The sequence below is a fragment of the Bartonella sp. AP1QHHD genome, from assembly GCF_042196265.1.
GTDB lineage: Bacteria > Pseudomonadota > Alphaproteobacteria > Rhizobiales > Rhizobiaceae > Bartonella.
This window is the reverse complement of sequence record NZ_JBHIPW010000001.1, coordinates 65,227-80,274: the sequence shown is the minus strand read 5'-3', so window position 1 is coordinate 80,274 and position 15,048 is coordinate 65,227. Positions and strand designations below refer to the sequence as shown.

Annotated in this window: 11 protein-coding genes; 1 reads left to right on the top strand and 10 read right to left on the bottom strand. The window is 36.5% G+C overall.

Going from position 1 to position 15,048, the window contains the following annotated elements; translation table 11 throughout:
* Positions 1–56: 56 nt before the first annotated feature.
* The 8 genes from pepN to thiC all read right to left on the bottom strand — a co-directional run bounded on the left by pepN (position 57) and on the right by thiC (position 9,164).
* Positions 57–2,684, bottom strand: a complete 2,628-nt coding sequence (pepN, locus tag ACFIME_RS00365; protein WP_375661808.1) for an aminopeptidase N — start codon at positions 2,682–2,684, stop codon at positions 57–59.
* Positions 2,685–2,757: 73 nt separating this feature from the next.
* The gene (locus ACFIME_RS00360) at positions 2,758–3,597 is read right to left on the bottom strand and encodes a uracil-DNA glycosylase family protein (protein WP_375661809.1); all 840 of its coding nucleotides are present in this window, start codon (positions 3,595–3,597) and stop codon (positions 2,758–2,760) included.
* A 454-nt stretch (positions 3,598–4,051) separates the two neighbouring features.
* Positions 4,052–4,810: a hydroxymethylpyrimidine/phosphomethylpyrimidine kinase gene (locus ACFIME_RS00355; RefSeq protein WP_375661810.1), complete on the bottom strand. Its 759-nt coding sequence runs from the start codon at positions 4,808–4,810 to the stop codon at positions 4,052–4,054.
* Complete coding sequence (locus ACFIME_RS00350) at positions 4,801–5,406, bottom strand: thiamine phosphate synthase (protein WP_375634178.1); 606 nt, start codon at positions 5,404–5,406, stop codon at positions 4,801–4,803. Before ACFIME_RS00350 ends, ACFIME_RS00355 begins: the two co-directional genes overlap by 10 nt.
* A complete protein-coding gene (locus ACFIME_RS00345) occupies positions 5,403–6,176 on the bottom strand; it encodes a thiazole synthase (RefSeq protein ID WP_375617625.1) in 774 nt (257 codons plus the stop codon). The genes ACFIME_RS00350 and ACFIME_RS00345 overlap by 4 nt, the downstream gene beginning before the upstream one ends.
* A gap of 4 nt (positions 6,177–6,180) precedes the next feature.
* Positions 6,181–6,378 carry a sulfur carrier protein ThiS gene (thiS, locus tag ACFIME_RS00340; protein ID WP_273791115.1) on the bottom strand — a complete coding sequence of 66 codons (198 nt, stop codon included), beginning with the start codon at positions 6,376–6,378 and terminating at the stop codon, positions 6,181–6,183.
* 3 nt (positions 6,379–6,381) lie between these two features.
* Positions 6,382–7,332, bottom strand: coding sequence for an FAD-dependent oxidoreductase (locus tag ACFIME_RS00335; RefSeq protein ID WP_375642831.1), 951 nt, complete (start codon positions 7,330–7,332; stop codon positions 6,382–6,384).
* Positions 7,329–9,164 carry a phosphomethylpyrimidine synthase ThiC gene (thiC, locus tag ACFIME_RS00330; RefSeq protein WP_375661811.1) on the bottom strand — a complete coding sequence of 612 codons (1,836 nt, stop codon included), beginning with the start codon at positions 9,162–9,164 and terminating at the stop codon, positions 7,329–7,331. The genes ACFIME_RS00335 and thiC overlap by 4 nt, the downstream gene beginning before the upstream one ends.
* 1,856 nt (positions 9,165–11,020) lie before the next feature.
* Here thiC and ACFIME_RS00325 point away from each other — a divergent pair.
* On the top strand, positions 11,021–11,995 hold the full coding sequence (locus ACFIME_RS00325; RefSeq protein ID WP_375679824.1) for a tail fiber protein: 975 nt from the start codon (positions 11,021–11,023) through the stop codon (positions 11,993–11,995).
* A gap of 1,124 nt (positions 11,996–13,119) precedes the next feature.
* Here ACFIME_RS00325 and ACFIME_RS00320 read toward each other — a convergent pair.
* Positions 13,120–13,953 (bottom strand): heme ABC transporter ATP-binding protein, encoded by an 834-nt coding sequence (locus tag ACFIME_RS00320; RefSeq protein ID WP_375661812.1) that lies wholly within the window; start codon positions 13,951–13,953, stop codon positions 13,120–13,122.
* Positions 13,950–15,047, bottom strand: a complete 1,098-nt coding sequence (locus ACFIME_RS00315) for a FecCD family ABC transporter permease (protein WP_375661813.1) — start codon at positions 15,045–15,047, stop codon at positions 13,950–13,952. The genes ACFIME_RS00320 and ACFIME_RS00315 overlap by 4 nt, the downstream gene beginning before the upstream one ends.
* Position 15,048 lies beyond the last annotated feature (1 nt).

The following is a 15,048-nucleotide window of genomic DNA, read 5'->3' as shown; positions in this document are numbered from 1 at the left end:
TATAGAATTTATTTTAAAAAATATTATAGCATATTGATTTAAAATATTTTTTTGTTTCAAGTGAGCAGACGGTTGATGATATCAGCAACATCGCTTGATAATTTTGGCGCAGCAGCAATCATTTTTAATTCAGTTTCAAGTTTTTGTTGTCGAATAGGTTCTAATTGTCGCCAAGAGCGCATCATTGTTAATAATCGTGAAGCAAGCTGTGGATTTTTTTTGTCAATTTCCAAAATGACTTGGCAAAGAAAATGATAAGATGCTCCATCCATCCTATTAAAGCCCGTGAGATTGTTAGAGGCAAAAACACCGATTAGGGAACGTACACGATTAGGATTATCTTGTGAAAACAGCGGATGTTGCATAAGCTTTTGAACATTCTCGAGTGTTGATGTGCTAGCAACCATTGCTTGAATAGAAAACCATTTATCCATGACCAAAGGGTCATGCCGATAGCGGTTTTCAAAATCATTTAAGGAATTTTGTGCCTGCTCACTTTCATTAAAACGCTTCACGAGAACAGCGATACTCGCCATACGGTCAGTCATATTATCAGCTGTTGCATACTGTATAGCAGCTCGATTTGGATTGGCTTCAGCAATGGAAAGGTAATCCAGTATGATATTCTTTAATGCTCGCTTTCCAGCTTGTGCAGTGTTTGGTGAATAGGGCTCTTGGGTTTGCATTTGTCCATAGAATTTTGTTAAGAGCTCTTGATGAGTTTGTGCAAGTGAAGCTAAAAACTGATGGCGGACATAATGAATACGATCTGGATCAATATTTTTACCGATTGTATGAGCAAGCTCAACTTCACTAGGTAAATTTAAACAGAAGGCACGAAATTCAGGCTCTAAGGTTTCATCTGTTATGATCGTTTCAATCAGCTTTAGCAAAGCAGAAGGGAGTGTTGCTTTTTCTTGTGTTTTATCTTGAATGCTGTGAATCAAAGCTTGCGTCATTAAATGATTAAGAGATTGCCAGCGATTGATGTGATTGTCATCATGTTGTGCAAGAAAAATAAGTTCTCTTTCATTGAATGGAGTGTGTAGAATGATTGGTGCTGAAAAGTCTCGCAGCAGTGATAAAACGGGTTTTTCACGCAGTCCCTTTAATGTAAACGTTTGGCTTTCCTTGGATAAAAGCATAACATTTGATTGAATATCTGTATCTGCTTCATAGGTGAGGTTTTCTCCGTTAGATCCTAACAAGCCAAATACGATAGGGATAAGCATAGGCTTTTTTGTATTTTGTTGTGGGGTTGCGGGAATATGTTGCTTTGTATGAATTGTTAAAACACCATCGCTATAATGACTATCGATTTCTACATTGGGTGTTCCTGCTTGTTCATACCATAGCATGAATTGGGAGAAGTCTTGACCAGACACTTCAGCAAAACAGGTAATAAAATCTTCAATTGTACAAGCTTGTCCATCATGACGTTGAAAATAAAGATCAGTGCCTTTACGAAACAGAGTAGGACCTAAAATAGTTCGTATCATGCGAACAACTTCAGCACCTTTTTCATAAACAGTTGTGGTGTAAAAATTATTAATTTGGCTATATTGACGAGGACGTACAGGATGCGCAAGAGGTCCTGCGTCTTCTGCAAATTGCGTCGCTTTTAATGCTTTTACATTTTCAATTCGCTGTAGGCTGCGTACATTTTGATCTGATGAAAATTCCTGATCACGATAAACAGTGAATCCTTCTTTTAAACAGAGTTGAAACCAATCGCGACAGGTAACACGATTACCGCTCCAATTATGGAAATATTCATGTGCAATGACACGTTCAACATTTCTATAATCCTGATCGGTTGCTGTTTCAGGATCGACAAGAACATATTTATCATTAAAAACGTTAAGGCCTTTGTTTTCCATTGCTCCCATGTTAAAGTCGGACACAGCAACAATATTGAAAACATCAAGATCATATTCGCGCCCAAAACATTGTTCATCCCAACGCATGGAACGTTTAAGAGCATCCATTGCATAGGTTGCGCGTTTGGTTTTTCCTTTTTCTACATAGATACCAAGCTCAATACGTCGTCCAGATACAGTTGTAAAATGGTCTTCTAACTTATCAAGATCTCCACCTACTAAAGCAAAGAGATAAGATGGTTTGGGATAAGGATCTTCCCAAATGGCAAAATGGCGATTATTCTCTAAAGTTCCTGTTTCCACCAGATTACCATTTGAAAGCAAGATTGGGATTGTTTGGGTATCTGCTTCAATTTTCACTCTATAGGTAGAAAGAACATCTGGGCGGTCGTAAAAATAAGTAATACGACGAAAACCTTCCGATTCGCATTGTGAGCAATAAACACCATTTGAAAGATAAAGCCCCATAAGTTGGCGGTTGCTTTCAGGATTCAGTTCCGTAACCAATTTCAATGTAAAAGGAGCCGGTGGTGGCGTTGTAATTTCTAAACGTGAAGGCGTCACTTTATAAGTGTTTGGGGCTAATATCTCATCATTAATAGAAACGGAAATTAAAGTAAGATCATCACCAGAAAGAACAAGAGGTGTTAATTCTTTTGTATCGTGACGGGATTCAATAGACAATATGACTGTAACATAGGTTTTTGTCGGTGCCAATTGGAAAGAAAGTTGTGTTTTAGGGATAACGTAAGGGGTTGGTTGGTAGTCTTCCAAACGATAAATAGATGTTATTGGCTGTTTCATAGTTTTTTCCCATTTTTATTTTAAGGGTTAAAGAAGGGTGTTTTAATTTTAGAAGCAAGATAGGATTAAAGAATTACAAAAGGCTGTCGAGGCGATTTTTTACTTCTAAGAAGTCTATCCATGTAAGCTTCTTTTGACTAGGGGTTCTAAGAAGGTAAGCTGGGTGGAAAGTTGGCATAACAGGTATTTTTATATTATCCTCGCTTTCATAGATATGCCATTTCCCTCTTGTTCGGATAATCCCATTTTGAGATCCAGTAAGAAACTGTGCAGCAACGCCTCCCAGTGCTATAAGAACACGAGGACGCGCTAAATAAATGTGCCGTTCAATAAAAGGGCGGCACAAGGCAACTTCTCTTGGTGTTGGTGTACGATTTCCTGGTGGACGCCAAGGAATAGTGTTGGCAATGTAAACATTATTTCTTGTTAAGCCAATTGATGCGAGGATTTTATTAAGCAACATCCCAGCTTTTCCCACAAAAGGAATTCCTTGTATATCCTCGTCTCGTCCTGGTGCTTCGCCTATAAGCATCAGGGGGCTTCCTGCTGTTCCATCTGAAAAACAGGTATTTTTTGCTGTCAATTTTAATGAACAGCCATTAAATGCAAGGAGAGCAGATTTTAATTCATCAAGTGTCTTTGCACTTTTTGCACTCTCTATAGCTGTGGATTCATTTTGTATAGTCCTAGAGTTATGCAGCTGATGATGATCTAATTTTACGGTTGGAGATGTTTTGGGAGATGCTTGTTGATTATGAGAAATGTTAACAACAGGCGTTAATTTTCTCTCTGAACAAGCAGACTGCTTAAAACGATCAATAGGAAAATCTGTCAGAACGACATCCGCACCACTTTCTTTATAAAAGTTTAAGAGTTCTTCATAGGAAATTGAGCAAGGCGTTTGATTTAACATTTTACTTTTTCTAATGATCTAGCGATTATAGATCAAACAAAATTATCCTTCAAGTTTTATTAAATGTATTCGCTAGCCATTAATGTATAAGAACGCTGATAGGATTCTCTCTTTTCACAAAAAAGGCAAATCGTAAAATGCGAGTGTTCGCGATTATATGCATCTTTAAATGTATAATTTGTTTAAATTGCGCTATTTCAACTTCAACTTTTTAAACAGACTAAACGCACTCATAATAAAAGAATTTTTTACTGAATGCAAGTGGTGTGATAATATTTTTTATCATTATATTCTATATTTAATACTTAATGAAAGTGAATTTTTTAGTATTTTATTTATAAAATTAAGTATAAATTTTATATTATTATATTTTTTTAATAACTTTTATTAAAAATATTAAATATATTAATTGAAATATATAAATATTACTTTTATATAAGAAAATACTAAGACGTTATAAACTATTTTTATAATGGGTTAAAAGCAATGTGTGGATATATGCTTTTGCTTTTTTTACAGCTGAAATGAGAGGTTCATTTAATGCTAAATGCGCTGCAATAGCGCTTGAGAGAATGCAACCTGTTCCTCGCATTGTTCCTTTTAAACGTGGAGTAGAGATATTTATGACTTCAGTTTTGTCAATGAAGCTATCAATTGCAAGAGGACCTTCTGCATGTCCCCCTTTTACTAAAATAGAGCGAGCTCCCAATGACAAAAGTTTTTTTGCTTGTTGTATTGCTTGCTTATCATGAGATGCCAATGGACTTTGGCTAAGAAGAGCGAGTTCTTCTCTATTCGGTGTTAAAAGATCAACATGAGGAAGCAGTTTATCGATCATAGTGTCGATGATTGTTTCCGTTATTAGTTTTCCTCCTGATGAAGCGACAAGTACAGGGTCCAAAATAACTGGAACATGGGGATAGTCTTTGAGTACGTTACAGATTGCTGCTATAATTGCTTTTGTCCCCGTCATACCGATTTTTATTGCGCTTATTGGATTTGCTTCTAGGGCAGCACGCATTTGCGCAGCGACGATGTCTCCACGCATTGGAATGATTTCGACAACGCGATTATCATCTTGTACGTTAACACAAGTAATTGCTAAATTTGCTTTTATTTGAAAATGCGCAGTGGTTTCTATATCACGAACAATACCAGCACCTCCTGTTGGATCAGTGCCCGCAACAATAAGAATGGAAGGTATCAACGCCATGTTTGTGTCACTTTTATCCACTGCTGTACACGTTCTTCAGGTTTTTTATGGAGGATAATATCAGTCACAACAGCAGCACTATTTGCTCCTGCTTTTAAAACACCAACTGCGCGTTCTGGTGTTAAACCACCAATACCCACCAAAGGTAAAGCACCAATCCGCTTTCTCCATTGTTTGATTTTCTCTAGTCCTTGCGGCATCCATTTCATTTTTTTTAAGATTGTCGGATAAATAGGACCAAGTGCAATATACTCAGGATTAGCAGAGAGTGCGGTATCCAATTCATATTCATCATGTGTACTAAGACCAACTTTTATACCACTTTTACGAATTGCGTGAAGATCAGCATTGCTCAGGTCTTCTTGTCCCAGATGAATAAAATTACACTTTTCATCAATTGCTATTTCCCAATGATCATTAATAATTAATTGTGCTCCCAATTTATTGCATATGTTTTTTGCACGCTTAATATGTTGACGGATTATTTGTTGATTTTCATGTTTCATACGCAATTGTACGAGCTTGATACCAAGAGGAAGCAAACGTTCAATCCAATCAGCGTTATCAACGATGAGGTAAAATGGATCCAGTTTCATGAAAATACCGCTTTTCCAATGATTGGTGTTGAAGGGACTGCTACATTGCGTGCTTCGATCATGCCAGCTTTATATCCCATACGTCCTGCTTGAACAGCTTTAGAAAATGCTTCAGCCATTAAGACAGGATCAGCTGCTTTAGCAACTGCGGTATTAAGCAGTACTGCATCATAACCTAGTTCCATCGCAATGGCGGCATGTGATGGGCGTCCAATGCCGGCATCAATAACAAGAGTAGCATCAGGAAGGTAAGCACGGATAGAACGCAATCCATCAGTATTATGAGGTCCTTTGGCAGAACCAATAGGAGCACACCAAGGCATAATAACACGGCAACCAATGTCGAAAAGTTTTTCAGCAACAATGAGATCATCCGTTGTATAGGCAAAAATTTTGAAACCTTCATTGTTTAAAATTTGAGCAGCTTCGATTAAGGAAAAAATATTTGGCTGTAAGGTGTCTGAATTACCGATAATTTCGAGTTTAATCCAAGCTGTTTTAAAAAGATCTCTTGCTAATTGCGCTGTGGTTACGGCTTCTTTAACAGTATAACAACCAGCAGTATTAGGAAGCACTGTTACCCCAAGATCTTGAAGAAATTGCCAAAATTGTCCGCCTTGTTTTCCTCCTGCAGTTTCACGGCGCAAGGAAACAGTTACAATTTCCGTATTCGATTTATGAATAGCATCACGAAGGATTGCTGGTGAAGGATATTGCGCTGTACCTAATAGAAGACGGGAAGAGAATTGTCGTCCATAAAGATTCAGCATAATTTTAGCCTCCTTGCATTGGGCTTAAAATTTCAATTTTATCTCCTTCATGCAAGACAAATTGGCTTCGTGCATCTATAGGAACAACTTCAGCGTTAACAGCAGTTGCAAGCCAATTCCCTTCATACCCCAATTCTTCAAGCAAGAGACCGAGAGTCATAACTTCTGTTTGGACTGTTTCACCATTAACAAATATTTGCATGCTTTATTCCAATGCCAATTTCATTGCTCGTTTTGCCATTTCTGGAGACAACAGAAAACCATGTCTATAAAATCCATTAATAGAAATAAAGTTACCATCTTTATGCACAGAAGGGAAGTTATTAGGATAACATGGACGAACACCAACGCCAGATTCAATAATTTCTGCTTCAGCAAAAGCAGGATGTAAAGTATAAGCCGCGTTGAGCAGTTCCATCATTGATCTTACAGAGATTGCACCATCAAAGTCACTTTCAATCATCGTTGCACCAATCATAAAAATATTATCTTGTCGAGGTACAATGTAAAGAGGAAACCGTGGGTGAAGAAGACGAATTGGACGCGAAATTTTAATATCGGTGCAGCGCACGAGAAGCATTTCACCGCGTACGCCCCGTATATTTTTATCTTTTCCTAAACGTGCTATTCCTGTCGCATCAATAACAATATCAAAATTTTTTTCAGCCTTCTCTACATCAACAAAACAGGCTCCATTGTTGAGAAGCTTTTCTTTTAAAGCCATAAGTGCTTTGCGAGGGTCAATATGGGCTTCATTTTCATAAAAGAGTGCACAGTTAAAACGTTCAGCAAGATCTGGTTCAAGATGAGCTATTTCTGTATTATCTATGGTTTTGTGATTATGCGTACGCACAGAAAATCGTTCAAGCTCTCCTCTATCTCGTGTAGGTGCAACCACTAAAGTGCCTTTTTGTATGACAAGGTTGGGGAGCGTTTTACGCCACCATTGTATAGCTTGTACACCAAGATCTTCAACAATTTGTTCTGCACTTTCTCTTTCACAGTAAGGTGCGAGCATTCCTCCTGCATACCAACTAGCACTTCCTATAGGTGAATGAGGGGGGGCTGATACAGTAACAGAAGCACCTTTTTGCTTTAACATAAAGGCAGCTGTTAAGCCGCCTACACCTGCACCTTTGATAAGAATGTTCTTCAACTATTTACTTTCTTTTTTTGAGGAGGAACAATTTCCATATAAAGGTCACCATTTTTCTGATATTTTTCGGCCATGGCGATCATACCTTCCCCTTTTGTTTTTCTTATTGCTGCTGCCTCACGAATATCATGGGAAATACGCATAGAACAGAATTTTGGTCCACACATGGAACAAAAATGCACCAATTTATGGGCTTCTTTAGGCATTGTCTCATCATGAAAGGCACAGGCTGTTTCTGGATCAAGAGAAAGGTTAAATTGATCATGCCATCTAAAATCAAATCGTGCACGCGAAAGAGCATTATCGCGCAATTGTGCTCTAGGTAAACCTTTAGCGAGGTCAGCGGCATGAGCAGCAATTTTATAAGTGATCACACCAGTTTTTACGTCATTCCTATCGGGGAGTCCTAGGTGTTCTTTAGGTGTTACATAACACAACATAGCAGTTCCAAACCATCCAATCATAGCGGCACCAATTGCTGATGTAATATGGTCATAACCAGGAGCAATGTCCGTTGTAAGAGGCCCCAAAGTATAAAAAGGCGCCTCATGACAAAGATCTAATTGTTGCTCCATATTTTCTTTAATTTTATGCATTGGGACATGCCCAGGACCTTCAATCATAACCTGTACATCTTTTTTCCAAGCAATTTTTGTCAATTCTCCCAAAGTTTTAAGCTCTGCAAATTGGGCTTCATCATTGGCATCGGCAATAGAGCCAGGGCGTAATCCATCTCCTAATGAAAGAGAGATATCATATGTTTTTGCAATATCACAAATTTCATCAAAATGTTCATAGAGAAAGCTTTCTTTGTGATGATGGAGACACCATTTTGCCATAATAGAACCGCCTCGTGAAACAATACCTGTTACACGATCAATGGTCATAGGAATAAATGATAATCTTAATCCTGCATGAATGGTAAAATAATCAACACCTTGCTCTGCTTGCTCAATAAGGGTATCACGGAAAATATCCCATGTTAAATTTTCGGCAATACCCTGTACTTTTTCGAGTGCTTGATAAAGAGGAACTGTTCCGATGGGCACAGGAGAATTTCGGATAATCCATTCACGAATATTGTGAATATTTCGTCCTGTAGAAAGATCCATAACTGTATCTGCTCCCCAGCGAATGGCCCAAACCATTTTATCAACTTCTTCTTCCATAGATGACGTTACTGCTGAATTGCCAATATTGGCATTAATTTTAACACGGAAATTACGCCCAATAATCATGGGTTCGCACTCTGGATGATTAATGTTTTGTGGAATAATGGCGCGTCCACAAGCAATTTCATTGCGAACAAATTCCGCAGTATAAATTTCTGGTATTGCTCCAGCAAATGTTTCATTTGATGGTACATTCTGCCGTTCTTTTACTACTAATCCTTCATTTTCTCGTATAGCTACATATTCCATTTCTTCGGTAATAATGCCTGCGCGTGCGTAAGCTATTTGTGTAATTGCTTTGCCATTTTTTGCTCGTAAAATAGAACGTTTTTGCTTAAAGGCTGGTGTAAGGTTTTTATCAGAAGTCAATCCATTATCTTCAGGTTTAACTAATCGTGCAGGATAAGTTTCAGTATCATCCCGCTTAGAGAGCCAAGGCAAGCTAATTGCTGGCAGGCCTTTTGTAATATCAATGATCATATCTTTATCTGTGTAGGGGCCAGAAGTATCGTAGACGTTTAAAGGTTTTTCACCACTGCCATCAGCCAGTGAAATTTCACGCAATGGTACGCGCACATCAGAAAAGAGAAGGCTCTGTTGATAAATTTTGCGTGAAGCGGGAAAGGGGCTACAACTGATTGATGGAGTATTTTTCTGCACAAACTTTTTCCTTATAGACACGGAGTTCAAAAATAGGTTACGATGTTAATGGAGATGTATTCAAATTATCAATCACGAGCATTCAGATGAATAGGGATAGTATTGCTTTGTAGCAAAGAAAACCCAATACAGCTCAAGAAAAGTTATTTTGAAAAACTGATACAATATCTATTCTAATATTTGCATGCCTCCTCCCACTTGAAGTATTTTTGTTAATACGAATATGGTTGGCTTAAATATCTATATTGTCAATCATAAAAATATATTTTAAACGATTTTGGTGTGTTTTTAAGAGTGAAAATAGATATTATGAAGTGATAAACTATGATATTGAAGCTTTTATAAACCAGAATAAAGTTAAAAACGGATTATCAGGGAAAAGTAGATAGTTTATGGCTCTGATTGAGATTTTTTTCATATTAAAATAATAACTCAGAATACCATAAGATCCTCTCATCATATATCTTTTCATATAAAAACACTTCCTTGCACGTCATAAGTGGGAGCGTATGGGGCAAAACACTTGAAGAAAGGAAGCCAAATGTCATTTAATGAACATTCTAAGATGTGAGGCTGTCAAAACGTGGGGGACAACAAAATGTATGATGGATTCCACTTGTATCTTCAAAAGCTTAAAGCTGATGATCTATAATGGCTTTCTATTGTATCATTTGTATCATTGACGTGCGCTGTCATAAAATGAAAGGAGTATATTTTGAGCAATATTTCTTAAAAAGTGCGTAATATGCAATATCATTATATTTTGTTTGGGGTACTTTATTCTTTATGAGGGGGATGTTCCCATTAAGAATGCGATAAACAAAAGCGTGAAACAATACCTAATCTTTATTATAAAAATAATATTGCCTTGAATTAAGAAGAACACCAATAATTGCAAGATGTTGTTTAGAATGATTTATTGTTCTTGCAAAAAAAATATACATATAATAATATATAGAGGGAGATGTGTTAACTGTGGGAGGGGAAAAGTTGGTTATGGGGCGTTTAAAAAACAAGGATATTGTTCATAAAAATTGGGGGAGAGGCTAGGTTGTGCTTTTTAATTTTTTCGGGATCGGATACAACCTTCAAATTTTGTGAAGGTGTGTGATATTTAATATTTCAAAGTATTTTATTTCCAGTTTAATGAAAGTGTGGAGCAAATGTCCATATTGAATATATTCTCTGTGATACATTTAGATTGAACAAAAGCTTATTCAAAAAAAACATTGGTGCTAATCTTGTGACACAATTTCAGAAATCAATTGAATAAAATAGAACAAACTATCTGCATGTGAATAAAAACATAATGAAGCATGCAAAAAATTTGAAGCTAATTTTTAAAGTTTTAATACAAATGATAGCCAAAAGATAGAATTTCTTTGTTTAAAATATATGGTATAAAATATCGACGAGATAGATTTAAACTATTGAAAAAAATAAAAAAAGATAATGTTTAAGTCAGAAACTTTTTATGTGGATGATAAGTTATTACATTCAGTAATGGTTATATGAAATCCATAATAAGGAAAAATTTGAATAGTATTTATAAATTTTGCAACAAGATGCAAGATTTGAAAAATAATTATATAACAACAGCAAAGCAACAAAACAAGATATTAAGTAACATCAGATGAGGTGGTTACATTATACATTAGAAGAGAAAGCATTAATACTAATGTTATGAAAAGCATCTGGTGAATTTAGGTTATAAAATTGGAAGGAGTGAAGAGAGATAAAATGCGTAAATAAGGATGGTGCAGTGGTTATGATGTACCAATAAACAGCGGCAGCACATTTTAGTGCACAGAACGAGAAGTTGTTAGAAAAACTATGAAAATAATGGGGGATTTAAAATGTCTAATATTTACGATTGGTCTCTAAAGGCTGATGAAAATGCTTATTCAGATAGTATCATTAATTGGGCAGAAGGACAGCCGCCTAGTTCTGTTAATGATAGTGCACGGGCGATGATGCAGCGCGTGCGCGAATATCTTGCAGATAATGGTGGATCTATTAATTCAAGCTTTATAGTAAATTTGGAAGATAAAACAACATTAATTACCTTAAAGACAGTTTCGCCTATAAAGAAATACAACAATGATATCGTCATACGTTTTAAAGCTTGTGGTGTAAATATTGGCGTGACAACAATAACTGTTAATAATATAGGAGAAAAGCTTATCTATAAAGCCACTGATGCGGGGATTATACCATTAGAAGGTGGAGAATTTCAAACAGATGGCATTTATGAAATGGTATACAATAATGGTGTTTTAATAAAAGAGCATGAGGGTTGGTATTTATTAAACCCTACACCACCAAAGATAGAAAGTTTCCCCTCTGGATTCATTGCAACATTTGCTATGCAAAATGTGCCAAATGGTTGGCTTTTATGTGATGGTAAGGCCTATAAGCGTGAAGATTATCCGCAGTTATTCGAGGCAATAGGTGATAAATGGGGAAAAGACAGCAATAAAACTTTTAAAGTTCCTGATTTTAGAGGCATGTTTTTACGCGGCTTTGATAATGGTCGGGGTTTAGATGGTGGTAGAAAGTTTGCAGATGAACAACAAGATAGCATAAAATCACATACGCATATTGGGAGTATTGAAAACGCAGGCGAGCATGCGCATAATTTTGAGTATCAAGGGGTAGGATGGCCTGTTGGTGATATTGGGAGACTCCCGAATCATTATACTTATAATGCAACCCTGAAAGGGAGAACAGCTTCTGCTGGTGCACATACACACAAGGTAACTCTTTCCCATACGGGTGAGGCAGAAACGCGCCCTGTTAATACAACCGTTGTCTATGCTATAAAATCATGAGTATGTTTAAGTAATAATAGTCTATACACCTTGATAATTTTGTTAACGCGGAGCAATTCCGCGTTATTTTTTATGCATATGAAAAGGAAATCTATATTGTTAATAGGATACTTGAGAGAGTCAAAAAACAATTTAAAAATGATTGAAAGAAAGAGTTAAGGATATAATTTATTTTATAATTATATGATAACATAGGGAAAATATGTAAAAATCATTTAAACTGTACCGTGAAGTGATCTAGAGATACATTTTTTCATAAGGTGTTTTGATAGGGGGTAAGGTGATAAAATTATTCAACCTGAGGCATAAATAAAGTACAATATTTTAACGTTTTTTTGTGCAAAAACAGCATACCTCCGTATGAGTTAATTCATCTTATAAAGATATCTCTCACCTTGTTGTCGATTTCATTTCTTTGCATTGCCATGGTGGAGGCTTTATCTGTAAATGATAGTACTCCTTGAGTGGAATCATCATTATGCTTGTGAAGCAGAAGACAAACGCTATTTCTATACTCTTTCCTCATCCCTATATTCCGCATTGTTTTTGCATTAGGGGGCTTACAAAAAGCGTTATTGAGTTTATTTTAAAGTTTTTATTCAATAGTTTAATTCTTTGTGATATGCCAATAAACAATTTTTTAATAGAGAGAGAAAAGTAAAAAATATTAGTATAAATTAATATTTATTTATAAAAAAAGCTAAATTATATGTGTTATAAAGAAGACATTACTATTAAAGCTATAAACAAGTATTTTGTGGAGGGGAGAAAAGTACTTGATTTCTGTATGGTTCTTAGAAGATATAAATAATACACCCGTTATTATAACAAAGGCATTTGTACGCATTTCTTGAATCATTTTTATAAAGATAAAAGTGATAGAAAGAGTGGGAAAACGCATATTTATGTTGGATAAATTCGTATTATCTAACAGTTTGATAGCAAAACAAAACTTCACATGTTTTTAGTTACGTAAAATCTTGAAAGATTTTAAACTGGTAGTTTTTTCAAAAAATATCTTTAGGGTGCTTGGTCTTCTTTTTTAATGATAGATGACAAAAAGGAGTTCATATAAAAATAAAAAAGATTCTTGAATATTTGCGTGTTTTATTTTGCTATGGACTTTAGTTTTTAGATTGAAGCCGATAGCTTAGAGATCTAATTTCATAGGAGGATGCCGTTTGAGGGAGTATAAAAGGGATATCTTCTTTAGGTAATTCAGAAACGTTTAAAGAACAATGATAAACATTGCGGAGATTTTGTGTTGTCAACACATTAGTTGCATTTCCTTCGCAATAAATCTCACCTTCCTTGAGCAAGATCATGTTATCTGCATAATGTGCTGCGAGATTGAGGTCATGAAGAACAGCAAGAAGTCCGCCACCAGAATGAGCAAATTGTTTAGCAATATCCATAACGATGATTTGATGTTGAATATCGAGGCTAGCAATAGGTTCATCTAATATCATCCAGCGAGGAATCCCATTATGAACAGGTTTCCAGACTTGGCAAAGTACACGGGCAAGTTGTACTCTAGCTTGTTCTCCGCCTGATAATTGGTGATAATACAGGTTGCCATAATCAGAAAGGTCAACGCACTCTAAAGCTTTCTGGATAAGATTTTGCAATTCGGCTTTGGCAATGCTAAATTGGTTTACAGAAAGGCCAAGCCCTACAACTTCATGGACTAAGAATGGAAATACGAGCGTTGTTGATTGTGGTAGTACAGCGCGCATTTTTGCCATTACATGAGTTTTTGTTTGGCATACATTATAACCATTTAAGGTTATTTTTCCACTGTAAGGAATTTCACCACTCAGAGCTTTGATAAAAGTACTTTTTCCTGATCCATTAGGACCAATAATAATGGTAAAAGCACCACTTTTAGCTTGAAGATTAATGTGTTTAAGAATCTGCTTCTTTCCGCGCTGAACACAAATATTTGTCGCTTCAATCATGAAAAGTCTGTTCCTCGTTTGCATATAAGGATCCATAGAAAGAAAGGTGCACCAAAAAGTGCTGTTACAATCCCAATCGGCAATTCTGCGGGGGCAACAATTAAGCGTGCAAACATATCAGCAAAAATAAGTAATGCTGCTCCCAAGAGAGCAGAGCAAGGAATGAGATAGCGATGATCAGGACCTATGAGCTGACGTAAAATATGAGGAACAATAATACCAATAAAACCAATACCACCACTGACAGCAACAGCACTACCGCACATAAGAGCAACAAGGGGAATAGCAATATTTTTGACGCGTTGAATATGGAAACCAATATGGCCAGCAACAGCTTCTCCAAGAGCAAGGGCATTAAGTGCTCGTGATAAAAAGGGAGAGAAAAGAAGACCAATAACGATAAAAGGGAGAACGAGCCATACTTTCAACCATGTAGCGCCCGCAAGAGAGCCCAGACTCCAAAAAGTGATATCACGCAGTTGTTGGTCATTTGCGACAAAAATCAATGTTCCGACAACAGCACTGCTTAATGCACCAAGAGCAATACCAGCAAGCAGCATGGTTGCAATAGAGGTAAAGCTGTTATGCGTTGCTATTATGTAGAGAATAATCGTTGATAAAAGTCCACCAAAAAAAGCACCTATGATAACTTTATAAGGCTCTAGAAAAGGTGCAAAAGAAACAGGAAAAGCAATGCCGACAACAATTGCTAAGACTGCTCCAAGTCCAGCACCTGCTGATACACCTACAATTCCAGGATCTGCAAGAGGATTACGAAAAAGCCCTTGCATAAGAACACCGGAGACAGCTAAAGCTGCTCCAATCAATAATCCCAAGATAACACGGGTAAGCCTTATGTCGATGAGCACGAGGTAATCACGCGTTTTACTACTTACCGAAAAATCTTGTGTAAGCATCACATGGAGGAGATCAACGAAAGAAACCTTTGCTGCACCATTCAAGAGCCCACCAAAAATACTGAAAATAAGGAATATTATTAAGCTTAATAATAAAATCTTCCCCTGTTTTGAACGGTTTATTTTTTTACCTTCTTTTTCTTTAGGTAAATGCATCCTGGATGTACCGTCTACCATT

Coding starts and splice junctions, on each gene's coding strand:
- pepN (WP_375661808.1), bottom strand. CDS start 2,684: ATGAAACAGCCAATAACATCTATTTATCGTTTGGAAGACTACCAACCA.
- ACFIME_RS00360 (WP_375661809.1), bottom strand. CDS start 3,597: ATGTTAAATCAAACGCCTTGCTCAATTTCCTATGAAGAACTCTTAAAC.
- ACFIME_RS00355 (WP_375661810.1), bottom strand. CDS start 4,810: ATGGCGTTGATACCTTCCATTCTTATTGTTGCGGGCACTGATCCAACA.
- ACFIME_RS00350 (WP_375634178.1), bottom strand. CDS start 5,406: ATGAAACTGGATCCATTTTACCTCATCGTTGATAACGCTGATTGGATT.
- ACFIME_RS00345 (WP_375617625.1), bottom strand. CDS start 6,176: ATGCTGAATCTTTATGGACGACAATTCTCTTCCCGTCTTCTATTAGGT.
- thiS (WP_273791115.1), bottom strand. CDS start 6,378: ATGCAAATATTTGTTAATGGTGAAACAGTCCAAACAGAAGTTATGACT.
- ACFIME_RS00325 (WP_375679824.1), top strand. CDS start 11,021: ATGTCTAATATTTACGATTGGTCTCTAAAGGCTGATGAAAATGCTTAT.
- ACFIME_RS00320 (WP_375661812.1), bottom strand. CDS start 13,953: ATGATTGAAGCGACAAATATTTGTGTTCAGCGCGGAAAGAAGCAGATT.
- ACFIME_RS00315 (WP_375661813.1), bottom strand. CDS start 15,047: ATGGTAGACGGTACATCCAGGATGCATTTACCTAAAGAAAAAGAAGGT.